This window comes from Patulibacter sp. NPDC049589, assembly GCF_040675535.1.
Lineage (GTDB): Bacteria > Actinomycetota > Thermoleophilia > Solirubrobacterales > Solirubrobacteraceae > Patulibacter.
In genome coordinates this window covers 1-23156 of sequence record NZ_JBFAPC010000063.1, presented here as the reverse complement: position 1 = coordinate 23156, position 23156 = coordinate 1, and the positions used below count along the sequence as shown (strand labels likewise).

The 23156-nt window shown below is 75.4% G+C and carries 19 protein-coding genes; 9 read left to right on the top strand and 10 right to left on the bottom strand.

The features are described 5' to 3' along the window. Positions 1-93 precede the first annotated feature (93 nt). On the bottom strand, positions 94-660 hold the full coding sequence (locus tag AB0L40_RS13580) for an HPP family protein (RefSeq protein WP_364355005.1): 567 nt from the start codon (positions 658-660) through the stop codon (positions 94-96). A gap of 84 nt (positions 661-744) precedes the next feature. Between AB0L40_RS13580 and AB0L40_RS13575 the strand changes: the two genes are divergently transcribed. Further along, positions 745-1662 carry a LysR substrate-binding domain-containing protein gene (locus AB0L40_RS13575; protein ID WP_364355002.1) on the top strand — a complete coding sequence of 306 codons (918 nt, stop codon included), beginning with the start codon at positions 745-747 and terminating at the stop codon, positions 1660-1662. 42 nt (positions 1663-1704) lie between these two features. Then, entirely contained in the window at positions 1705-2283 is a 579-nt protein-coding gene (locus AB0L40_RS13570) for an NAD(P)H-dependent oxidoreductase (protein WP_364355000.1), read from the top strand. 68 nt (positions 2284-2351) lie between these two features. On the opposite strand, the gene AB0L40_RS13565 is transcribed toward AB0L40_RS13570, so the two are convergent. Further along, positions 2352-3698, bottom strand: coding sequence for an NtaA/DmoA family FMN-dependent monooxygenase (locus tag AB0L40_RS13565; protein WP_364354998.1), 1347 nt, complete (start codon positions 3696-3698; stop codon positions 2352-2354). A 250-nt stretch (positions 3699-3948) separates the two neighbouring features. Here AB0L40_RS13565 and AB0L40_RS13560 point away from each other — a divergent pair, with 250 nt between their 5' ends. The 3 genes from AB0L40_RS13560 to AB0L40_RS13550 all read left to right on the top strand — a co-directional run bounded on the left by AB0L40_RS13560 (position 3949) and on the right by AB0L40_RS13550 (position 5557). Continuing rightward, entirely contained in the window at positions 3949-4836 is an 888-nt protein-coding gene (locus AB0L40_RS13560) for an RNA polymerase sigma-70 factor (protein WP_364354996.1), read from the top strand. Between the two features lie 85 nt (positions 4837-4921). Beyond that, positions 4922-5146 (top strand): AbrB/MazE/SpoVT family DNA-binding domain-containing protein, encoded by a 225-nt coding sequence (locus AB0L40_RS13555; protein ID WP_364354993.1) that lies wholly within the window; start codon positions 4922-4924, stop codon positions 5144-5146. Positions 5147-5149: 3 nt separating this feature from the next. Then, on the top strand, positions 5150-5557 hold the full coding sequence (locus AB0L40_RS13550; protein WP_364354990.1) for a PIN domain-containing protein: 408 nt from the start codon (positions 5150-5152) through the stop codon (positions 5555-5557). Here the strand turns inward: AB0L40_RS13550 and AB0L40_RS13545 are convergent. From AB0L40_RS13545 to AB0L40_RS13525, 5 genes are all read right to left on the bottom strand, one after another. Beyond that, positions 5541-6251 carry an isochorismatase family protein gene (locus AB0L40_RS13545; RefSeq protein ID WP_364354987.1) on the bottom strand — a complete coding sequence of 237 codons (711 nt, stop codon included), beginning with the start codon at positions 6249-6251 and terminating at the stop codon, positions 5541-5543. The genes AB0L40_RS13550 and AB0L40_RS13545 overlap by 17 nt on opposite strands. A 147-nt stretch (positions 6252-6398) precedes the next feature. Further along, entirely contained in the window at positions 6399-8306 is a 1908-nt protein-coding gene (locus AB0L40_RS13540; RefSeq protein ID WP_364354984.1) for an AMP-binding protein, read from the bottom strand. After that, positions 8303-9496, bottom strand: coding sequence for an isochorismate synthase (locus AB0L40_RS13535; RefSeq protein ID WP_364354981.1), 1194 nt, complete (start codon positions 9494-9496; stop codon positions 8303-8305). The genes AB0L40_RS13540 and AB0L40_RS13535 overlap by 4 nt, the downstream gene beginning before the upstream one ends. A gap of 34 nt (positions 9497-9530) precedes the next feature. Continuing rightward, positions 9531-10304, bottom strand: a complete 774-nt coding sequence (locus tag AB0L40_RS13530; protein WP_364355033.1) for a 2,3-dihydro-2,3-dihydroxybenzoate dehydrogenase — start codon at positions 10302-10304, stop codon at positions 9531-9533. Positions 10305-10521: 217 nt separating this feature from the next. After that, positions 10522-12294 (bottom strand): hypothetical protein, encoded by a 1773-nt coding sequence (locus AB0L40_RS13525; RefSeq protein ID WP_364354978.1) that lies wholly within the window; start codon positions 12292-12294, stop codon positions 10522-10524. Positions 12295-12429: 135 nt separating this feature from the next. Between AB0L40_RS13525 and AB0L40_RS13520 the strand changes: the two genes are divergently transcribed. The 4 genes from AB0L40_RS13520 (at position 12430) to AB0L40_RS13505 (ending at position 19584) form a co-directional block, all read left to right on the top strand. Then, positions 12430-14292: a hypothetical protein gene (locus AB0L40_RS13520; protein WP_364354975.1), complete on the top strand. Its 1863-nt coding sequence runs from the start codon at positions 12430-12432 to the stop codon at positions 14290-14292. After that, the gene (locus AB0L40_RS13515; RefSeq protein WP_364354972.1) at positions 14289-14552 is read left to right on the top strand and encodes a phosphopantetheine-binding protein; all 264 of its coding nucleotides are present in this window, start codon (positions 14289-14291) and stop codon (positions 14550-14552) included. Before AB0L40_RS13520 ends, AB0L40_RS13515 begins: the two co-directional genes overlap by 4 nt. Before the next feature lie 4 nt (positions 14553-14556). Then, the gene (locus tag AB0L40_RS13510) at positions 14557-18717 is read left to right on the top strand and encodes an amino acid adenylation domain-containing protein (RefSeq protein ID WP_364354969.1); all 4161 of its coding nucleotides are present in this window, start codon (positions 14557-14559) and stop codon (positions 18715-18717) included. A gap of 78 nt (positions 18718-18795) precedes the next feature. Next, positions 18796-19584, top strand: coding sequence for a plastocyanin/azurin family copper-binding protein (locus AB0L40_RS13505; RefSeq protein ID WP_364354966.1), 789 nt, complete (start codon positions 18796-18798; stop codon positions 19582-19584). A gap of 16 nt (positions 19585-19600) precedes the next feature. On the opposite strand, the gene AB0L40_RS13500 is transcribed toward AB0L40_RS13505, so the two are convergent. The 3 genes from AB0L40_RS13500 to AB0L40_RS13490 all read right to left on the bottom strand — a co-directional run bounded on the left by AB0L40_RS13500 (position 19601) and on the right by AB0L40_RS13490 (position 23005). Then, positions 19601-20383, bottom strand: coding sequence for an ABC transporter permease (locus tag AB0L40_RS13500; protein ID WP_364354963.1), 783 nt, complete (start codon positions 20381-20383; stop codon positions 19601-19603). After that, positions 20380-21027: an ATP-binding cassette domain-containing protein gene (locus AB0L40_RS13495; RefSeq protein ID WP_364354960.1), complete on the bottom strand. Its 648-nt coding sequence runs from the start codon at positions 21025-21027 to the stop codon at positions 20380-20382. Before AB0L40_RS13495 ends, AB0L40_RS13500 begins: the two co-directional genes overlap by 4 nt. A gap of 127 nt (positions 21028-21154) precedes the next feature. Further along, positions 21155-23005: a hypothetical protein gene (locus AB0L40_RS13490; protein ID WP_364354957.1), complete on the bottom strand. Its 1851-nt coding sequence runs from the start codon at positions 23003-23005 to the stop codon at positions 21155-21157. Positions 23006-23156 lie beyond the last annotated feature (151 nt).

Genomic DNA, 23156 nt, shown 5'->3' with positions numbered 1-23156 from the left:
CCGGGCAGCGATCCTTCCGGGACGGCAGGCCGGCGCCGACAGCGCTGCGCCATGTGCGCCACACGGCGATCAACGTCACACCCGGCCCCGGGCTCAGCCCGCCTCGGCCACCGGCCGCACCGGGTAGCGGTGTCCGTGCAGGACCGGAGTGAGGACGACCGTCGTGGCCACGAGGACCGCCGCACCGGCGAGGGCCACGTGGAGCGGGAACCAGTGGTCGGCGTGCTGCTGGACCGCGACGTACGCCGTCGCGACGCCGGGGGCGTGGACGACGCCGAGGGTCCGCATCAGGACCGCCGCGCCCGCCGCGGCCAGGGCGATCGCGATCGCGCCGTCGCCGAGCAGCGCCCCGGCCACGACCCCGGTCGTCGCCCCGATCAGGTGCGCCAGGATCACCGGGCGCGGGGCGACCGCGGGGTCGTGCGGCGCCACGTGCTTCAGCGCCGCCGTGGCGAGCAGCGGGGCGATCAGCAGCGGCGTCCCGGCCGCGGCGCCGACGAACGCGAGGACCAGCGCGCTGCAGAAGATCCCGGTGCCCAGCCGCAGGTGCGGGAGGGCCCCGGCGACCATCGCGGGCCGAGCCGGAAGGGACGCTGCAAGGACCCGGGGCCGGGCCGGGAGCGTCGCGTCGAGGGTCCGGGGCCGGGGCGGGAGGGTCATGCGGCGAGGGAGCTTGCCGGACCTGCCCATAGAGGTCCAAGCGATCCTGGTGCACCGGCGATAAGCATCGGTGATGATGAAGGCGTGCTGCGCCGCCTCGAGTACCTGCTCGCCGTCGAGCGCGAGGGCCACTTCGGGCGAGCCGCGACGTCGTGCCACGTGTCGCAGCCGGCCCTGTCCGCGGGCATCGCGAAGCTCGAGGGGGAGCTGGGCCTCGAGCTCGTGCGCCGCGGCGGCCGGACGGCCCTCCTCACCGACGAGGGTCGCGCGCTGCTGCCGTGGGCGCGCGAGGCGGTCTCGGCCGCCTCGTCGCTGACCATCGAGGCCGGGCGGCTGCGCGAGCACCTGACCGGCACGCTGCGGATCGCCACGATCCCGACGGCCGCCGCGGCGGTCTCGACGATGATCGGCGCGCTCCTGCGCGCGCACGACGGCGTCCGGGTCGAGTTGCGGTCCATGGCCGCGGAGCGGATCGTCGACGGCCTGCGGGCCCGCGAGCTCGACGCCGGCCTCGCCTACGTCGAGGACCCGGTCGCGGGCCTGCGGGTCCAGCGGCTCTACCGGGAGCGGCTGATGCTCGTGGGGCGGGGACCCGCGACCGCCGACGACGTGCCGTGGTCGGCGCTCGCGCACGAGCCGCTCTGCCTGCTGACCCCGGAGATGCAGCACCGGAGGGTCGTCGACGCGGCGCTGGCGCAGGCCGGCGTGACGGTGCGGCCGCGGGTCGAGGCGGACACGTTCGGGGCGCTGCTGGATCTCGTCGCCGACGGCTGGTCGACGGTGCTCGGGCGCCCGTGGCTGTCGGGCCGCCCGCTCCCCGACGGCGTCCGCGCGGTGCCGCTCGTCCGCCCCGTCGTCGCCCCGTGGGTGGGGCTGCTGACGCTCGACGGCCCCGTCGCGACGCCGATGGTCGCCGCGCTGCGCGCCTCGCTGCGCGGCGTCGACGTCGCCGCGCGGCTCGGGGGCGCGGAGGCGGACGCGCCCGCCGCCGGCCCCGCATAGGCGTCCCTAATCCACCCCGCCGCGGCGGGTACCATCGCCGGCATGCCCCTGATCCAGGTCCTCCTCGCCAGCACCCGCACCGCCCGCTTCGGCGAGCGTCCCGCCGCGTGGGTGGTGGACCGCCTCGGGCGACGTGAGGACCTGGACGTGGAGCTCGTCGACCTGCGCGACCACCCGCTGCCGTTCTACGACCTGGTGAAGCCGCCGGCGCACGCCGGGCGCGAGTACCCCGACGAGGCGACCGCCGCCTGGGCCGGGACGATCGACCGCGCAGACGGCTACGTGATCGTCACGCCGGAGTACAACCACGGCTACCCCGCCGCGCTGAAGAACGCGCTGGACCACCTCTCGATCGAGCTGAAGCGCAAGCCGATCGCGTACGTCGGCTACGGCGGCACCGGCGCCGCGCGCGCCGTCAGCCAGCTGCGCGGCGTCGCGGCCGAGCAGGACATGGCTGCGATCCGCTCCTCGGTGGCGATCCTCCCCGAGCTGATGGTCCCCGCGCTCCGGGCGGAGGCCTTCGACGTCGAGATGCTCGCGCCCCTCGACGGGCGCCTCGACACGCTCGCGACCGACCTCGTGTGGTGGGCGGACGCGCTGAAGGTTGCGCGCGAAGCGTAGGTCCGTCCGGCCTCCCGGCCCGACGCGCCCCGCCCGGCGCGTCCTCGGCGCGGGACGTCGGACCCGCGTCAGGCCGGGACCGACACCCCGCGCCGCGCGACCGTGTGCACGTTCTCCGGGACCGGCAGCCCGAGGTTGCCGCGCAGGGTGTCGGCCTCGTACTCGGTCCGGAAGAGGCCGCGCTCCCGCAGGATCGGCAGCACCTCGGCGGCGAAGCGGTCGAACTCGCTCGGCACCGTGACGTGGGTGATGAAGCCGTCCGCGGCGCGGCCGACGAACCAGCGCTCGATCTCGTCGGCGACCGTCCGGGCCGTGCCGACGAACGCGGTGCGCTGGCGGCGCTCGGCGTAGAGGACGGTCTCGCGCAGCGACAGGCCCCGCTCGGCGGCGACGGCCTGCAGGTGGTCGGCGATCGTCCGGCCGCCCGTGGCGGCGAAGCCCGCGACGTCCGGGAACGGCGCGTCGGGGTCGTACTGCGAGAAGTCGTGCCAGCCGTAGGGCCGGCCGAACTCGGCCAGCGTCCTGCCGAAGTCCTTCGCGGCGTAGACGGCCTCCTCGGTCGCGCGCGCCTCCTCGTCCGTGTCGCCCAGGACGAACGTCAGCGACGGCAGGATCAGCACGTCGTCGGGGTTCCGGCCCTTCGCGGCCGCCCGGTCCTTCATCTCGGCGTAGTAGGCGCGGGCGTCGTCGAACGTCCGGGGCATCGTGAAGATCCCCTCGCCGACGGTGGCCGCCAGGTCGCGGCCCTCGGACGAGTCGCCCGCCTGGAACACGACCGGCTGCCCCTGGCGCGAGCGCTCGACGTTCAGCGGGCCGGTGACGGCGAAGTGCTCGCCGCGGTGGTTCAGCGCGTGCTGCCGGGTGCGGTCGAAGAAGACCTCGGCCTCCTTGTCGCGCGGGAAGGCGTCGTCCTCGTAGGAGTCCCACAGCCCGCGGGCGACCTCCACGTGCTCCCGCGCCCGTGAGTAGCGGGTGGCGTAGTCGAGGTGCTCCTCGCGTCCGTAGTTGCCGGCCGTCCCGGGGTCGAGGCTCGTGACGACGTTCCAGCCGGCGCGGCCGCCGCTGATGAGGTCCAGCGACGCGAGCTGGCGGGCGATCGGGAAGGGCTCGGTGTAGGACGTCGTGATCGTCGCGGCCAGGCCGATGTTGGTCGTCGACACGGCGAGCGCCGAGAGCAGCGTCAGCGGCTCGAGCCGGTTGAGGTAGTGGTTCGGCGAGTCGGCGGTGATGAAGTGGCTGTCGACGATGAAGACGAAGTCGAGCTTCGCCTCCTCGAAGCGCCGGGCCAGGTCGATGAACCAGCGGATGTCGACGCTGGCGTCGCCGGGGATCTCCGGGCTCAGCCACGTGCGCTGCTGGCCGGGGCCGCCGACGCCCACGGGCGCCGCGCCGAACTTCAGGTGCCTCTCGCTCATGCCGTGTTCCTCTCGGGGTGGCGCCCGGCGGATCCGGGCCGATTCACGGTAAAGGCGATCCGCTGTAACGGATATTGAATCGGCGCGCCCGTGCCTCCCGGCCGGGTCGGGGGGTCGGGCGCCACCCGCTCCTCCCCGGACCCCGCCCCGACGGGGTCGGCGTGGCGTCCGGCGACCGTCCGGGGTGGCGCCCGTGCCCGGGACGTGATCGGGTGTCACAGCACGCCGCCCCGTCTCGTCGGACCATCAGATGCAGCCCGCCACGCTCGAGCACGCCCGCAAGACCGCCTTCGCGATCGCCTACCGCATGCTCGGCAGCGTGGCCGAGGCCGAGGACGTCGCGCAGGAGTCCGTCGTCCGCCTGGACCGCGAGCCCGCCCCGGTCGAGAACGCCGACGCGTGGATCACCACGGTCGCGACCCGGATGTCGATCGACGTGCTGCGCTCGGCCCGCGTTCGCCGCGAGGCGTACGTCGGTCCGTGGCTGCCCGAGCCGCTGCTCGTCGACCCGGGACCCGGGCCGGCCGCGCGCAGCGAGCTGGCCGACACGCTCTCGCAGGCCCTGCTGGTGGCGCTCGAACGGCTGACGCCGGTGGAGCGCGCGGCCTTCCTGCTGCGCGAGGTCTTCGACTACGACTACCCGCGGATCGCGGAGATCGTCGACCGCAGCGAGGACAACGCCCGCCAGCTCGTCGCGCGGGCCAAGCGCCACGTCGCGGCCGGCCGGCCGCGGTTCGACGCCGACGACGAGGCCCGCGACCGGCTGCTGGACCGCTTCACCGCCGCGGTCGAGGGCGGCGAGCTCGAGGCACTGGAGGAGCTGCTCGCGGAGGACGTCGTCCTCTGGGGCGACGGCGGCGGCATCGTCCGCGCCGCGCTGCGGGCGGTCCACGGCCCGTCCGACGTGGCTCGCTTCCTCGTCCACACCGCCCGGCTGCGCGGCAACGAGGGCGTCGTCTCGGCCGAGCGCACCCTGGTCAACGGCCAGCCGGGCCAGGTCCACCGTCGCGCCGACGGCAGCGTCACCACCGTCATCGCGATCGACGTGGTCGACGGCCGGATCGCGGCGCTGCGCTTCGCGCGCAACCCGGAGAAGCTGCGGCACCTCGCGCTGGACAGCGCCGCCGACGGTCCCTGAGGAGGCGACTCGCCGGCCCTGACCTGGCGCTTCTGAGCCTCCCCGACAGTAATACCAGCGAGTAATACCGTGCTAGGATCCAATGATGCGCGTGACGAGCAAGGGGCAGGTCACCATCCCCCAGGACGTCCGCCGGCGGCTCGGGATCGAGGCCGGGAGCGAGGTCGACTTCGAGGTCGACGACGATGCCGTCCGGCTCGTCCGCCGGGCGCCCGGTGACGGTGCGTCCCTCGCCACGAGCATGCGAGGCCGCGGCGGGGTCACGATGAGCACCGACGAGATCATGGCCCTGACCCGCGGCGACGCCTGACCCGTGACCCTCGGCACGATCGTCGACGCCAACGTCCTGCTCGACGTCTTCACCGACGACCCACGTTGGGCGGACTGGTCCGCCGACCACCTCGCGCAGGCTTTCGACGCCGGACCGGTCCTCATCAACCCGCTGATCTACGCGGAGCTGTCCGTGGGGTTCGCGCGGATCGAGGACCTCGACCGGGCGCTCCCCGCCCGCATCGCCCGGGAGGACCTGCCGTGGGACGCCGCGTTCCTAGCGGGCCGCTGCCTCCTGCGCTACCGCCGCCGTGGGGGCGCCCGGCGCTCGCCCCTCCCTGACTTCTACATCGCGGCCCACGCCGCGACGACCGGCCGGGCGCTGCTCACGCGCGACCGCCCGGGCTACGTCGACGAGCTCCCCGGGCTTCGCGTCATCTCGCCGGACTGACCGTCGGCCGGGTCCCGAGAGCGTCTCGGCCCGACCTCCGCACGCCTGCGGGAACCCGCAGCTGTTCGAGCACCGCGTCGGTTCTCGTCGTAACGGCGCACCGCTCGGCGGCCCAGCGGAGCGCCATCCGGTGGTCCTCGAGCGAGAAGTCGGCCGTGGCGTCGGCGACGAAGAAGGCCTGGATGTCCTGCATGAACGCCTCGCAGGCGGTCATCAGGCAGCCGATGTGGGCATAGATGCCGGTGATGATCAGCTGGTCGCGACCCTGGGCGCGCATCCGCTCGCGCAGGTCGGTGCGCTGGAACGCGCTGTAGCGCCACTTCGTCAGGACGTGGTCCTCCGCGCCCGGCTGCAGCGCGTCGATGACGGCGGTGTCCTGCGGCCGCGCGCCCGGGCCCGCGCCAGGTCCGGCACCCCAGAAGTCGTTGAGCAGGCCGCGGTCGTCGGGATGCTGGTCCGGCGGCTGGGCGGAGAAGACGACCGGGACGCCCTCGGCGTTGGCGGCGCGGCGCAGCGCGTCGATCTGCGGGATCACGACGTCGAGCGGACCGTCGCCGGGCGTGTAGGCGTCGACGAAGTAGTTCTGCATGTCGTGGACGAGCAGGACGGCGCGGTCGGGGTCGACGCGCCAGTCCACGCGGTTGCGCGGCAGGTCGGACGCGTCGGGCAGCGCGTAGGGGGGGATCTTGGCCATGGCCATGGTGGGTCTCCGGGTGGTGAAGGTGGGGCGCGGGGCGGGCGGTACGGCGGGTGTTGCGAAGGAGATGCGGTGCGGCGGGTGTCGCGAAGGAGCGACGCGGGCCGAGAGGACGGTGGGCGGACGCGGCGGCGCGGCGGGCCCTCAGGCGTCGGCGGGATGCAGGCGGCGGACGATCTCGGCGCGGAGGTCCTTCTTGCTGACCTTGCCGACGTTCGTGCGCGGGAACGCGTCGACGAGCTCGACGCGGTCGGGGACCTTGTAGTCGGCGAGGCCGCGCTCGCGGACGAAGCGCCGCAGCTCGACTCCGCGGACCTCCGCCCCGTCGCGCAGGACGACGAACGCGCAGCTGCGCTCGCCGAGGTACTCGTCGGGCATCGCGACGACGGCCGCGTCGTGCACGGCGGGGTGGGCGAGCAGGTGGTTCTCGACCTCCTCGGCGGCGATCTTCTCGCCGCCGCGGTTGATCTGGTCCTTGTCGCGGCCCTCGACCACGATCGATCCGTCCGCGGTCAGGCGCACGAGGTCGCCGGTGCGGTACCAGCCGTCGTGCGTGAAGGCCTTCGCGTTGTGGGCGTCCGCCCGGTAGTAGCCCTGGATCGTGTACGGCCCGCGGGTCAGGAGCGACCCGGTCTCGCCGTCCGCGACGGGCTCGTCGTCCTCGTCGACCGCGAGCACCTCGTCGTCGGCGGCCATCGGCCGGCCCTGCGTGGTGACGATCGTGTGCTCGTCGTCGTCCAGTCGCGTGTAACAGACGAGGCCCTCGGCCATCCCGAACACCTGCTGCAGCGTGCAGCCCAGGGTGGGCCGGACGCGGCGGGCGGCCTCGGCGCTGAGCTTCGCGCCGCCGACCTGCAGGACCTGCAGCGACGAGAGGTCGTACGTGACCGTGCCGCCGGCGACGGCGTCCATCCACACGAGCGCGAGCGGCGGCACGACGCCGGTGATCGTCACGCCCTCGGCGGCGATCAGGCCCAGCGCGGTGTCGGGGTCCGGCGACGGGGCCAGGACGACGCGTGACCCGGCGTGGAAGGCGCCCATGATCCCGGGCGAGCTCAGGGGGTAGTTGTGCGCGACCGGCAGCGTCGCCAGGTAGACGCTGCCCGACCCCAGGCCACAGACCTCGGCGCTGCGGCGCAGCGTGTAGAGGTACTCGTCGTGCGTGCGGGGGATGAGCTTCGGCACGCCGGTGCTGCCGCCGGAGAGCTGCAGGAACGCGACGTCGCCGGGCAGCGGGGCCCAGCCGTCCGGGTCCGGCGCGGCGGCCCAGACGCCGGCGAACGCGGCCGCGCCCGGCGACACGCGGTGGGCGGACGGCACGCTATCGGCGGACGTCTCACTGTCGATCGCGGGGGCACCGGGCGCACCCGGACGCGGCGCGCCGGTCGGTTCACCCGGCGCGGGCGCGTCGATCACCGCGCGGTCCGGCCGGTGGGCGGCGCGGACGCTCTCGAGGCCGACGAACGGGCGCAGCGCGTCGACCGGCGTGGTGGCGTCGCCGGCCACGATCACGTGGACCAGACCCGGGACCTCGCGCTGGACCTCGGCCGCGAGCGTCCGCGGGTCGAAGCGGCCGGCGGGCGGGCCGATCACGTAGGCGACGGCCTCCGCCTGCTCGCAGAACGCGACGATCTCGGTGCGGCGGTGCGGCGGCAGGGCGAAGACCGGCAGCGCGCCGATCCGGAAGAGGCCGAAGACGACCTCGACGAACGCGGAGCCGTTGCCGAGCTGGACGACGACCCGGTCGCCCCGGGCGATCCCGAGGCCGCGGAAGCCGGCGGCGAGCCGGTCGGCCCGCTCGTCGAGCTCGGCGTAGGTCCAGCGGTCCTCGCCCGCGACGAGGGCGAGCCGGTCGGGATGGGCGTCGGCCCGCTCGCGCAGCATCGACCCGAAGGTCTCGCCGCGCCAGTAGCCGCGGTCGCGCCAGCGCGCCGCGAGATCCGCGGGCCAGGGCACGACGCCGTCGGCGACGGCCTGCGCCGGACCGGGCGGCGTCGGCAGACCGCCGTCGCGGGCCCCGCCGCTGCGGGCGCCCTCGCCGGGGGACGTCATCGCTGCTCCTCCACGCCCAGCGCGGAGAGGAACGTCCGGAACTTCGCCTGCGTCTCGGCGAGCTCGTCGACGCCGCGCGAGCCGGCCACGACACCGGCGCCGGCGAACACCCGCAGGCGGTCGTCCTGCGCGATCCCGCAGCGGATCGTGACGACCCACTCGCCGTCGCCGGACGCGTCCTGCCAGCCGACGGTCCCGGCGTACGGGCCGCGGTCGAACGGCTCGACGTCGGCGATCAGCGCGGCGGCCTCACGCTCCGGCGTGCCGCAGACCGCGGGCGTCGGGTGCATCGCCTCGGCGAGCTCCAGCGCGGTGGTCGACGGGTCGGCGAGCCGGCCGACGACCGTTGTGGCGAGATGCCACATCGCGTTGGTGCGCACGAGCGACGGCTCGGGCGGCACGTCGAGCTCGGCGCAGAGCGGGGTCAGCGCGGCGGCGACGGCGTCCACCACGAGCGCGTGCTCGCCGCGGTCCTTCGACGAGCGGAAGAGGGCGGCGGCGCCGGCGTGGTCCTCCCCCGGGTCGCGCAGGCGCGGCGTCGAGCCCGCGAGCGGGCGCGCGACGACGAGGTCGCCGTGGCGGGAGACGAGGAGCTCCGGGCTGGCGCCGACGAGGGTCGCGCCCTCGCCGAGGTCGAGGGCGAACGCGTAGCCGTGGGGGTCGCGGAGCGCCAGGCGGCGGAGCAGGGCGCCGACGTCGATCGGCTCCGGCGCCGTCAGCTCGAGGGCGCGGGCGAGGACGACCTTCTGCAGCGGGCCGCCGGCGCGCATCTGCCGGACGGCCTCGTCGACCGCGGCGGCGTAGACGCCGGGCTCCGGCAGCGGGCGGACGTGCCAGGGGCCGCCGTCGCCGGGGACCGGGGCGGAAGGTCGCGGGGCCACGGCCGCGGCGATCGCGTCCGGGATCGGCAGCGCGGGCGCGCGCCGGACCCGCTCGGGCACGAAGACGCGGGCGACGCCGCCGGGCGCGAACGGCAGCGCGCCGAGCAGCAGCGCATCCGGGTCGCCGTCGGCGTGGTCGGCCAGCAGCCTCTCGGCCCGCTCGACGAGCGTCGCGGCGGGACCGGGCTCCAGCATCGCGCGCTCGCCCTCGGCGAGCAGCACGCCGCGGCGCGATCCGAAGTACGAGCGGCCCGGCGCGTGGTCGGCGAGGAGGTCCTCGGCGGTGCGGTCGGCGAGGGTGGTGCTCATGCGTCCTCCGATGGGCGGGAGTGGGACGGCCGGCTCAGCCACGGAGCGTCGCGCCGCCGTCCACGTAGAGGTCGTGCATCGTGATGTGCCGCGCCCGGTCGGAGACCAGGAAGCGAACCGCGTCGGCGATGTCGTCGGCGGTGGCGATGCGCCCGAGCGGGATGCCCGGCTTGAAGCTCTGGAGGTCGCCGGCGATCGTCCGCCGCTCGGCGTCCGGGTCCCCCGCGAACAGGTCGCGCAGCATCGCGGTGTCGGTCGAGCCCGGCGCGACGACGTTGCAGCGGATGCCGTGCGGCGCGAGCTCGAGGCCGAGGCTGCGGGTGAACGACGCGGATGCCGCCTTCGACGCGCCGTAGGCCGCCATCCCGGTGCGCGGCACGCCGGCCGAGTTCGACGCGATCGTCACGATGCTGCCGGCGCCGCGCGGGGTCATGCACCGGGCCACGGCGCGGGAGACGCTGAAGACCCCCGTGGCGTTGACCGCGAAGGTGCGGTCCCACGTCTCGTCGTCCGTCTCCACCGCGGGGCCGGGCACGAGGACCCCGGCCGCGTTGACGAGGATCCCGATCGGGCCGACATCGGCCTCAATCCCCGCGACGACCTCCAGGACGGCGTCGCGGTCCGTGACGTCGAGGGCTCGCGCGACGGCTGGGCCCCCGATCGCGGCGGCGACGGACTCCGCGTCGGCGGCCGAGCGGTCCGTCACCACCACCCGCGCGCCGTCGACGGCGAGCCCGCGGGCGACGGCGGCGCCGATGCCCTGGCCGGCCCCGGTGACCAGGGCGACCGTGTTGAGCGGCTGGGAGATGGTGGCTCCTACGGGTCGGGTGGGAGGCGGATCGATGCGCAGACTGCGGACCGCGGGACCGGCTCACGGACGTGCTCGAGGCGGATCTCGCGGACACGAGATGCATCCTTAGGTGACCCTACCTCGAATGCCGGCGGAATGTCGGGTCCCCTAAGCATCTGCTGAACCTGCGGCGGGGTGAACGCCGTCCGGACCGGACCGCGCCCACCCCTGGGCCCTAGCGCTTCGTGCGGGCGAGCTTCGCCTTGACCGAGCGCTGCGCGGCGACCGTCTTGGTCTTCGCGGGCGTGAACGACACGGTCAGCGTGCCGGAGACCGACTTCTTGGCCAACGCCTTCTTGCCGGCCTTCGTCGTCTTCAGCGTGACCTTGATCGTCCCCGCCTTCTTCGCCGTGGCACTGCCGGACGCGATCGTGGTCTTGCCCTTCTTCAGCGTCGCCTTGAACGTGCCGGCGCCCGGCGCCTTCACGGAGACCTTCGAGCCGACGACGCGCAGCGAGCTGAGCGAGACGCTCAGCGACCCGGCGGACGAGCCGGCCGGACCGGCGACACCCGCGGGACCGGCGGCGCCGGGAGCACCGGCCGGACCGGCCGCACCTGGGGCACCGGCGGCGCCGGCGTCACCCTTGTCGCCCTTGGGCAGGTCGGCGTCGCGGGTGACCGAGAACGCCTGGAGCGGTGCCGCGACGTTGGCAGCGCCGCTGCTCTGGCTCGACACGTACGCCACGCCGGTGGACGGCTCGACGTCGACGTCGATCGCGCTGCCGGCGGTCGGGATGCCCTGCACGAACTCGTTGGTGTTCGCGTCGTAGACCGAGACGACCTTGCCGCCGAGATCGGCGGAGTAGACGAGGCGGCGCTGCGGGTCGACGGCGATCGCGTTCGGCGTGCCGGCCGGCGTGATCGTCTTGACGTTCTGCAGGTACGTCGGGCTGGCCGGGTCGACGTCGACGACCGAGACCGTCTTGTCGCTGTTGTTCGCTGTGTAGACCTTCTTGCCGACCGGATCGAAGCCCGGACGCGCGTTGCGGCCGACCGGGCCCGAGGTCGCGACGACGGCCTGGGCGTTGGCGGCGTTGTCGGCCTGGTTGGCGGGCGTGCCCGCCACGACCTTGCTCAGGTCGATGACCTTGACGGTGTCGGACGCCGTCGTCGAGTAGGTGCCGGCGTAGAGGATGCCCTTGTCCTCGTCGATCGCGAGGCCGACGGCGCCCGGGACCGGGATGTAGGCCTCGACCTTCTTGGTCGCGAGGTCGATCTGGGCGATCGTGCCGGAGTTGGCGTTGTAGGACACGACGTACGCCTTGTGGCGCTTGCTGTCGACGACCGGGGTGCGCGCGCGGCTGAACGCCGGGTCCGTGCCGTTGTTGGCCTTCGTGATGACGTCGGCGTTCGCCGGCGAGGCCGAGGCCTTCCAGATCGCGACGGTCGACGAGCGGGTCTGGACGCTGACCAGGGTCGGGTCCGGATCGCCGGCAGGGTTGGTCGTCGTGCCGTCCACCGCGATGCCGTACGGGTGGTTGCCGGTGCCGCGGTTGTTCGCCGAGGCCACGCCGGTGGTCCCCGGTCCGGCCGTGCCCGGGAAGACGACGGCGGAGTTCGCCGTCACGCCGTCGAGCTGCAGGAGGCCGGTGAAGGAGTAGGACCGCACGAACGAGTGGTTCAGGGTGCTGAACGAGACGACCTTCGCGGTCGACGGCGTCGTCACCGCCTCCGTGAAGATGGTCGGGTCCCAGGTCGCGGGCCCGGTCTTCTGGTAGGTCCGCGTGACCGTCGCGGGCTGCGCATCGGCCTCGTAGACGCGATGGTTGACCGGGTCGATCGCGGTCTCGTAGCCGAGGACGACGCCGCCCGCGAGGTCCTGCGAGCTGAACGACCAGCCGGGCTGGTTCGTGGCCTCCGCGGACGCCACGGAGGTGGCGGCGAGGGCGCTGACGACGGCGACGCTGCCGGCCACTAGGACGCGACGGCGGGATGAGTGGCGGGACAAGGGGACTCTCCTCTGAGTGATTCTGCTTTGATTGCCGCATCAGGGTGTCCTAAGACGGCAGGCCTAAGTAGGCTAACCTAACGATACGCGGTTGGCTTCGCGGTCCGGGATTCCCTCCGCCACCCGAGGAGCAAGATGCAGACCGATCCGCGGGGCCCGATCCGGCTCCGCTCACCCCTCCTCGCGACCGTGGTGGTCGCGATGTCCTTCTTCCTGTCGCTGCTCGGCGCGACGGCTGCTCACGCCGGCCCGGCCGTCTGGACGGACCCGGGCGGGAGCGGCGCGAAGATCACGCTCGACCCCGGCGACGTCGTCGCCGGTGGCCGCGTCGCGATCTCCGGCACCGGGTTCGTCCGCGACACCGGCGTCGGGTTCCCGTGGATCGCGATCAAGCCCGACGACGAGGACGACCTCTGGGCCTACGGCGGCACCGACGCGATCGACGGCGCTCCGGGCGACGCGCCCATCTGGTTCCAGGCCAAGGCCGACGGGACCTTCTCGGGCTGGATCGACGTTCCCGCGGACACGCCGACGACCGGCCTCGGCGCCGGGGCGTACGCCGGCAAGCACTGGTTCCGGATCCTCAGCGGCGCGTTCAGCAGCGACACCCTCAGCGCGACGCGTCCGATCACCTATCAGGCGTACTTCGGCGTCACCCAGAAGGTCCAGGTCGGCTCGCTGGGCCCGACCGGCGTCTACAGGACCGGCACCCACTACAGCCAGGGCGGCCTCGTGACGCTCCGCGGCTCCCAACTGGCCCCGAGCGCGACCGTGGCGGTCGAGCTCGACGGTACGACGCTCGGCGCAGGGGTCCCGACGGACGCGGCGGGCGCGATCGTCGCGCTCCCGGCGAGCCAGGTCACCATTCCCCCCGCCACGACACCCGGGGCGCACGCCCTGACGTTCTCCGACGGCGTCAACACGATCACCACACCGATCGTCGTGCACGCCGCACCGACGGCCACCGTCACGAACGCGCTCGTTCGTCCCGGCGGCCTCGTCGACGTGTCGGTGACCGGCTTCGTCGGCGTCGCGGGCACCGGCCAGAAGGTCGGCGTCCTCATCGGGTCCGGTCAGGCCGCCCCCACCGTCGCGTGTATCCAGGCGGACGGCACCGGCGCCGGCCGCGCGACGGTCCGCGTTCCCGACGGGCAGACCGGCTCTCAGCCGATCCGCTTCCCGGCGGGCGCCAAGTGCCAGACGCCGGCCGATCCCGGCTTCGCCGCTGACGATCTGCCCGCGCGCGCCGCGGTCGGCAGCCTCGCCCAGACCCTGACGGTCGACGCGTCGGCACCCGCGATCACCGTGACGGGCAACGCCGTCCGCGGTTCCACGGCCCAGGTCTCGGGCGAGGGCTTCCCCGCCGGCGCGTCGCTGAACGCCACCCTCGACGGCACGGCCACGGGCTCCCCGATCGCCGTCGGTGCCGACGGCAGGTTCTCGGCGACGGTGCCGGTCGCGTCGTCCGTCGCCGCCGGCGAGCACCTGATCTTCGTCTCGGGGACGTCGACGGGAGCGGGGACCACGGTCCAGGTCGTCGATCCGACCCCGGATCCCCCGCCGAACACGGGTGACGGACAGACGACGCCAACCACCCCGACCCAGCCGACGACGACGCCCACGACGCCGACCGACCCGCCGAAGCCCGCCCCGTCCCGTGCCACGAAGCTGTCCTCCAAGTCGCTGAAGGCGACGAAGAAGGGCCGCGTGTCGCTGACCATGGTGCGCCCGAGCGTCGCCGGCAAGGCCGCGGTATCCGTGACCAGCAGGAGCAAGGTCCGTCTGAAGGGCGCGAAGAAGGCGAAGGTCCTGACGCTCGTGAAGAGCGCGACGTTCTCGCTGAAGGCCGGCACCGCCAAGCAGACGAGCGTCCTCTCGCTGAAGCTCACGGCGGACGCCAGGGCCCTGCTGAAGCGCGTGGCGTCGGTGAAGGTCGTCGTCCGCGTCGCCCCCAAGGGCGGCAAGGCGTTCACCACGACCCTGGTCCTCCGCGGATGAGCGACGCCGCATCGGTCGTCCCCGCGTCCCTCGACGAGCTCCGCGCCACCGTGGCCGGGCTCGTCGGGGCGAGCGCCGACGAGATCGCCGACGAGGACGACCTCGTCCTCGACTGGGCCCTGGACTCCGTCCGCGCGATGGCCTTCGTCGGCCGCCTGCGCGAGGCCGGCGTCGAGGTCGACCTGATGGAGCTCTCGGACGTCCCGACGGTCACCGCCTGGTGGGCGCTGATCGAGGGCCGCCGACCGCCCGTAGCCTGACCGCATGGCGGACGACCACAGCACCGCGCTGCCCCTGACCGCCGCCCAGGAGGGCATCTGGTTCGCGCAGCAGCTCGACCCCGGCAGCTCGGCCTTCGTCACCGCGGAGTGTCTCGAGCTGCACGGGCCGCTCGACCTCGACCTGCTCGCCACCGCGATCCGGACGGCGGTGGACGAGGCGGAGGGCCTGCACGTCCGCGTGGAGACGGCCGGCGAGCTCCCCGTCCAGCGGCCGCATGCGCCCGGCGCCTGGCCGCTGCCGGTGGTCGATCTGCGCGGCGAGCCGGACCCCGACGGAGCCGCCGAGGCGTGGACGCGCGAGGCCTGGCGCCGCCCACTGGACCTCGAGCGCGACCGCCTCTTCGACGAGGCCCTGCTGCGCGTCGCCGACGACCACGTCGTGTGGTTCCAGCGCGTGCACCACCTGGCCGCCGACGCCATGGGGCTGTCGCTGATCGCCCGGCGCGCCGCCGAGATCCACACCGCACTGGCCGCCGGCGAGGACCCGGTCGCGCCCTGGTTCCCGGCGCTGGCCGCCACCCTGGAGGTCGAGCGGGCGTACCGGGACTCTCCGGCCGCAGGTCGCGACGACGACCACTGGCGCGCCTGCTTCGCGACGCCGCCGCGGATCACCACGCTGACCGACCGCCCTGAGTCCGCGGGCCACGACGTCCACCGGGCGAGCGAGCCGCTCGACCCCGCGCTGATGGCCCTGCTGCGGGACGCCGCCGAGGCCGTCGACGCGACGTGGCCGGAGCTCGCGATGGCCGGGGTCGCCGCGTACGTGTGGCGGATGGCGGGCACCGCCGGCCGGGAGGACGAGGAGGTCCCGGAGGAGGTCGTCCTCGGCATCCCGATGCTCGCGCGCCTCGGGCCCGTCGCCCTGCGCAGCCCCGCGACGATGGTCAACGTCCTGCCGCTGCGCGTCGCGCTGCACGGCGACCGGCGGCCCGCCGACGTCGTCCGGACCGTCACCGACGGCATGCGCGGCGTCCGCCGCCACCAACGCCACCGCGGCGAGGCGCTGCGCCGCACGATCGGCGCCCTCGGCGGCGGCCGCGCGCTGCACGGGCCGATGGTCAACGTGCTGCCGTTCGACTACGCGCTGACGTTCGCCGGCGTGCCCGCCGTCGTCGGCACGCTCGGCGCCGGGCCGGTCGACGACCTGTCGTTCAACCTCTACGACCGCGGCGACCGGCCGCCGCGCCTCGACGTCGAGGCCAACGTCGGGCGCTACGACGCGGTCGACGCCGCGCTGCACGCCGAGCGGCTCCCGGTCTTCCTGCGGCGCTTCGCCGCGGCCGTCGCCGCGGGTCCCGAGGACGCCGGAGCCCGGCGTGCGACCGCGGTCGCCGCGGAGAGCGAGGACGCCGGCCCGCACGAAGGACGCCCCGTCCCCACGGCCCCCGGCCCGACGATCGACGACCTGGAGCTCACCACCCCTGCGGAGCGCGAGCTCGTCGTCGAGGCCTGGAACGCGAAGCAGCACCCGGTCGATCCGGAGCTCACGCTCGTCGACCTGCTCGAGCGCTGCCTGCTGCGCCACCCGGCCTCGGAGGCCGTGCGCCTCGGCGACGACGCGGTCACGTTCTCCACGCTCCACGCCCGCGCCGACGAGCTGGCCGCGGCGCTCCGCGGGCTCGGCGCCGGCCCGGGCCAGATCGTCGCCGTCGCGGTGCCGCGCTCGGTCGACCTGCTCGTCTCGCTGGTCGCGGTGCTGAAGAGCGGCGCGGCGTACCTGCCGCTGGATCCCGACCAGCCCGGACCCCGCCTGCGCGGCATGCTCGACGACGCGCGGCCCGTCGCTGCGATCGTCCACGACGAGCTCGCCGACCTCGTCCCGTGGCCCGAGACGCTGCCCCGGTCCTCGCCGTCGGGGCGCCGCAGCGGCGGCGTCGGGCCGACGGGCGGGCCCGCCGCCCCGCCGGTTCCCGCGGCCCCGGGCGACCCGGCCTACGTCCTCTACACCTCGGGGTCGACGGGCAAGCCGAAGGGCGTCGTCGTCCCGCACGCGGCGATCGTCAACCGGCTGCTGTGGCAGGACGCCGCGTTCCCGATCGGGCCGGGCGACCGGGTCCTGCAGAAGACGCCCGTCGGCTTCGACGTCTCCGTCTGGGAGCTGTTCTGGCCGCTGATCGCCGGCGTCCCGCTCGAGGTGGCCCCGCCCGGCGCGCACCGCGACCCGCGCGCGCTCGCCGAGCTGATCGCCCGCTCGGGCGTCACCGTCTGTCACTTCGTCCCGTCGATGCTGGCGCTGTTCGTCGACGAGCCCGCGGCCGCCGCGTGCACCGGCCTGCGCCGCGTGGTCTGCAGCGGCGAGGCCCTGCCCGGCGACCTCCGCGACCGCTTCCGCGACCTGCTCCCCGGCGTGGGCCTGGACAACCTCTACGGCCCGACCGAGGCCGCGGTCGACGTCACGCACTGGGACTGCCGGCACGACCTGCCCGGCGCCGGCGTCCCGATCGGTCGGCCGGTCTGGAACACCCGCTGCTACGTGCTCGACGCGCGGCGCCGGCCCGTCCCGATCGGTGCGGCGGGCGAACTGCACCTGGCGGGCGTCCAGCTCGCCGACGGCTACCTCGGCCGCCCCGACCTGACCGACGCGGCGTTCGTGCCGGACGTGGTCGTCGGCGCCGGCCCCGGACACGCCGACGACGGCGCGGTCGGCCGCGTCGAACCGCACGTCGTCGGTGAGACCGGACCGGCCGGCGCCGCCCCCGTCCCGCGGATGTACCGCACCGGCGACCTCGCCCGCTGGCGGCCGGACGGCGCCCTGGAGTACCTGGGGCGCCGCGACCACCAGGTGAAGATCCGCGGCCAGCGGATCGAGACCGGCGAGATCGAGGCGCACCTGACGGACGCCCCGGGCGTGCAGCAGGCCGCCGTCGTCGCGCGGGTCGGCGGGGTCGCCGGCGCGGCGGGCACCCGCCTGGTGGCCTACGTCGTGCCGGCCGCCGCGTGCGACGCGCCGGCCCTGCGGCGACGCCTCGCCGAGGCGCTGTCCGACGCGATGGTGCCCGCCGCGTTCGTCGGCCTCGACGCGCTGCCGCTGACGGTCAGCGGCAAGCTCGACCGGGCGGCGCTCCCGGCGCCCGACGAGCCTGCGCCGACGACCGGCGACGACCGCGCCCCCGCGTCGCCGACGGAGGAGCTCGTCGCCCGGGTCTTCGCCGAGCTCCTCGGCCGCGAGCGCGTCGGCCCGGACGAGGACTTCTTCCTCCTCGGCGGGCACTCGCTGCTGGCCGCCCGGGCCGTCGCGCGCCTGCGCGCCGCGCTCGGCCGCGACGTCTCGATCGGCGCGCTGTTCGCGGCGCCGACAGCCGCCGCGCTCGCCCTGCGGCTCGAGGACGAGGACGACGCCGGCGCGCTCGACGTCGAGCTGCCGCTGCGCTCGGGCGGCGACCGGCCGCCGCTCTTCTGCCTGCACCCGGCCGGCGGCATCGGCTGGTGCTACGCCGGGCTGACCCGCCTGCTGCCCGCGGAGCAGCCGGTCGTCGCGCTGCAGGCCGCGGGCCTCGACGGCACCGGCGAGCTGCCCGCGACGCTCGACGCGATGGCCGCCGACTACGCCCGCCGGATCCGCGCCCGCCAGCCCGAGGGCCCCTACCGGCTGCTGGGCTGGTCCGTCGGCGGGGTCGTCGCGCAGGCCGTCGCGGCGCTCCTGCAGGAGGAGGGCGCGGAGGTCGACCTGCTCGCGCTGCTCGACGCCTACCCGAGCGACCAGTGGCGCGACCTCGCCGCGCCGACGGAGCCCGACGCCCTCGTCGCGCTGCTGAACATCGCCGGCCACGACCCCGCCCGGCTCGGCGACGCACCGCTGACGCGCGAGCGCGTGGTCGACGCGCTGCGCGAGGACGGCAGCGCGCTGGCCTCGCTGCCCGAGGAGGTCCTCGCCGCGATGGTCGGGATCGTCGTCAACAACGCGACGCTCATGCGGACCCACGAGCACCGGCCGTTCGACGGGCGCGCCGTGTTCTTCGCCGCCGCGGCCCCCCGGCCGGAGGACTGGCTCGACGTCGACGCGTGGCGGCCGCACGTCCGGGGCGGGCTCGAGCTCCACGAGCTGGACTGCACGCACGCGGAGCTCCTGAAGGGCGAGCACGTCGAGCGGATCGCGGCGGTCATCGGGCCGCTGCTGGCGGGCACGCCGGCGGTCGCCCGCTGATCCCGTCGGGGCCGCGGGCCCCGCGGCCGGGGCCACCCGAGGAGCGGTCGCCCGAGGTCGCCGCCGGACTCGCCGGCGGTGCCGCGATCCTCGGGACGTCCGTGTCCGCGTCCCCGACACCTCCGCCCCGCAGTCGCGCTCCGCCCACATGGGGAGGGACCACGACACCGCCCCGTCGCCCTCGTCGAGGTCGCCACGAAGACCACGACGGTCGAGGTCATCGACCACCGGTTCGTCCCGGCCACCCTCAGCGTCAGGGCCGGCACCACGGTCAAGTGGGTCTGGGGCAACCGGTCCCGGCACAACGCCCGCGCCGCCAAGGGGCCGATCACGTTCGACTCCGGCCCGAAGCTCACGGGCGCGTTCAAGAAGAAGCTCACGAAGAAGGGCACCTACCTCGTGGTCTGCGATCCGCACCTGCCGTGCGTGAAGATGACGATCAAGGTCAAGCAGTGCCGACGGGCCGACCCGGCGCGCCACCCGCGCCCCGGGGTGCCGCCCCCGGGGGCGTCACGCGTCTCCGGGCGCCGTGCGTCGCGCGGCGCCCGTGGTCGATGCGGACGCACCGGTCGTCGTCGGCGCGTCGTCGGCGGTCGTCGCGGACGGGATGCGACCCGGCCGAGAGCCGTGGTGGCACCAAGATCACCCTCGATCGCCGGATCGTCCCGCCCGTCGGGACCGCCGGAGCGGCGAGCCCCGGGATCGTCGCGTTCACCGGGACCGGCTACACGGCCGGCGAGACCGTCTTCGTCAAGGTCGACGACGGCGCTGCGGAACCCGCCGCGCACGACCGGCCTCAAGGTCGTCGTGGGCGTCAAGCCGAAGGGCGGGAAGACCGTCTCGAGGACGCTCACGCTCAAGCGCTGAGCCGCGCGCCGGCGCCTCAGCGCGCCGGCGTCCCCCGCGCGTCGTCCCGCTCCGGCACGACGACGCGCTCCCCCGGTGCCGTGACCGCCCGCGAGATCGCCACGCTCACCAGGAGCGCGGCGAGCAGCTCGACGAGCAGCAGCGCCAGGAGGACCACGAGCTGGGTCCGTGCGGCGGTGGCGGGACTCGCCCCGCCGAGGACCAGTCCGACGAACGTCCCCGGCAGCGTCACGATCCCGACGCTGCGGGTCTGGTCGATCGCCGGCACCAGCCCCGTGACGACCGCGCGCCTGACGACCGGGGCGAGCGCCCCGCGGACGTCGTCGCCCAGCGCCAGACGCGTCTCGATCGCGTCGAGCTCGTCGTGCAGGGCCTCGAGCATCCGCCGTCCGGTCAGCGACGTGGCGGCCATCGCACCGCCGAGCAGGATCCCGGCGGTCGGGACGATCGCGCGCGGCGTCGCCTGAAACGCCCCGACCAGGATCAGCAGCCCCGTCGCGGCCAGCGCCGGCGGGGCGATCGCCAGCAGCGCCGTCCGCCGGGGGTGCGGCAGCCCGCGCAGACGCGACCCGGAGGTCAGGGCCGCCGCGGACGCCATCGCGGCGAGGAAGACCGCCGACAGCGCGGGGAACCGGAAGACCGCGGCGATGACGGCGCCGACGACGGCCAGCTGCAGCACCGCGCGACCGGCGGCCCAGACGATCTCGCGGCCGATCCCGAGCCGCAGGCGGACGGCGAGGCCCGCCGCGGCCGCCGCGAACGCCAGCGCCGCGAGGACCTGGACGACGCCGGTGCTCACCGGGGCGGCTCACGATCGTCGAGCCCGACGACGCGGTCGGCGTGCTCGCGTGCGAACGGGACGTCGTGGACGGCCATGCAGACCCCCACGCCGTCGTCGGCCAGCGCGCGGAGCGTCCGGCCGACGAGGGCCGCGGTGTCCGCGTCCAGGGCCGCCGTCGGCTCGTCCAGCAGCAGCACCTCCGGGGCACGGGAGAGCGCGCGGGCGAGGGCGACCCGGGCGCGCTCGCCCCCCGACAGGCCTGCCGCGTCGCGCCCGGCGAAGGCGTCGGGCAGCCCGGCGGCCCGTAGTGCGCGGGCGACGTCGCCGTCGGTCGCCGCGGGCAGGGCGTAGGCGACGTTGTCGCGCACGGTTCCCGGCAGCATCGTCGGCGTCTGGGCGACGAGCCCGACCCGTCGGCGGAGCTCCCGCGGATCGATCCCGCGGACGTTCCGCCCGGCCAGCTCGATCGTCCCGGCGTCGGGGTCCAGCAGGCGGTTGAGGCACCGCAACAGCGTGCTCTTGCCGGCGCCCGACGGCGCGACGAGCGCCGTCACCGCGCCCCGCGGGACGGTCAGCCGCGCGCCGTCCAGCACCGCCCGGCCGCCGCGGGCGAGCCGCACGTCGCGGGCGGTCAGCCCGCCGGCCTCAGAGGAGTCGCCCACCCGCGCCAGCGTAGAGGACGACGAGGCCCGGACCGCGTCGACCGCGGACGGCCGCCGACGCGATCCCCCGGCCGCCGTCGGGTGCCGCGGCCCCCGACGGCTCGGGGACCACGGCGCCCGTGGGCGCTCAGCCGCGGCGGAGCGCCAGGGTCTGCGTCGTGGCCTTCCCGCCCTTGGGCGCGAGGGTCACGACGACCTTCGTGGTGCGGGCGCGCCGCAGCAGCGCGCGGCCGTCCTTGGTGAGCACCAGGTCGTAGGTGCCCGCCTTCGTGACGGTGCGCTTCGCGAGGGTCACGACCTTGGCCTTCGCCCGGCGGGAGGTGCGGACCCTGCCCTTCGAGCGGACCGTGATCGTCGTCGGGACCTTCGAGCCGCCCTTCAGGACGATCCGCACGCGGCGACCGCCCTTCTGGGTGCGGAACGTGCCGAGCTTCGGCGCCGTGACCGCCGGCTCCGTCGGCTGCGCGGGCGTCGTCGGCGTGGTCGGCGTCGCGGGGGTCGTCGGGGCCGGGCCCGCGGGCGTCCCCGGGCCCGCCGGGTCGGGTGCCGGACGGGCGGCGACCGTCACGGACGCCGCGGCGGTCGTCGTGCCGGCCGTGATCACGAGCGCCCCGTCGCCGACGCCCTCCGGCAGCGTGACGGTGCCGGACAGCCGGCCGGCGCCGTCGACGCCCAGCGCGGAGGCCAGCGGGACCCCGCGATAGGCCGCCGACGCGGCGGCGCCGGGCGCGAAGCCCTCGCCGGAGGCCGCGACCTGCGCGCCCTGGAGGCCGCCCGGGACGGTCACCGTCGGGGCCGTCGCGGAGACCGTGAGCAGGGGGGTGAAGCCGCCGCTGGAGTTCGGCAGGTCGTCGACCGTGCCCGCCGGCGGCGCGATGCAGGAGAGCCCGACGTTGGCCAGCAGGTTGACGGGGCCGAGCGCGGTGGTCGCGGGGACGACGCCCGTGCCGATGCCGGTGCCCGCGCCGTCGGCGGTGATGCAGCCGAGCGCCGCGCTGCCGATGGCGAGCGCCACCTTCTGGCCGGTGCCGCGGACGCCGACGTAGTCTTCGACGGAGACCGCGACCGTGCCGCCGGGGCGGACCTCGGGCGTCAGGAGCGTCTGGGTCGGGGCCTTGGTGACCGTGATCGGCACCTCGTGCGCGATCGTGCCCGTCGCGAACCGCAGCGTGTGGGCCCCGGGGACGATCCCGGCCGGCAGGGTGACGCGCGCGCCGTCGGGGACGTCGCCGGTCCCGGTGGTGGTGATCGCCGCGCCCGGGAGGTCGTTCGCGGGCTGGTCGCCGTCGAGCCGGACGGACAGCGCCGTGCCCGGCGTGAACGTCGCGCCCTTCACGGTCACGCTCGCGCCGGGACGGAAGGTCGTGCCCTGCTGGTAGACGGGTGCGGGGACCGGGACGCCGGGGGGCGCGCCGGGCTGGACGGTCAGCCCGAGCCGGATCCGCTCGACCACCGTGAGCGGCACGGTGTAGCTGATCGGCGTCGTGACGTTGTCGCCCGTGGAGGTGAACGGCGCGCCGCTGAGGACGCGGAGCCAGTGCTGGCCGTTCAGCCCGCCCGGCGGCGGGCCGTCGGGGGTGGCGGTCGGCGGCAGCTGCATGCGGCCGGAGAAGGTGCCGGTCGGCTGGTGCGTGATGAACCAGGTCTTCGCCTCGAGCTGGTGCGTGCCCGGGAACGTGTAGTGGTCGATCCCGTCGGCGGCCCACTCCGGGCCCTTGTCGAAGTCGTAGGGCCGGAGCGTCACGAGCGGGACGCCGTCGCCGCCGAGGCCGACGAAGTGGTCGCCGGAGACCTGGATCCACTCGCCGGGGGACACCGTGGTCCTGTCGACGGTGATCGAGGCGGAGGTCGGATCGCCCGGGATGCTCGGAAAGGTCGTCGCGGCGTGCGCCGCGGAGGCCGGGAGGAGCAGCGCGGCGAGGGTGGCCGCGGTGGTCAGGCCCCGGCGGGCCCTGGTGCGTGGAGGTGAGGTACGCATGGTCGCCCTTGTCTGGGTCGTGGGGGTGTCCCGCCGCGGGGCGGGACACGGTGGCCCCGTCCTGGGGGGGCCCCCGGCCCCCCCCACCGGGGGCGGGGCAAATTAAGGGTGGGGCCGCCGTTTATTTGGTTGACGCCGCCGGCGGGGGCGG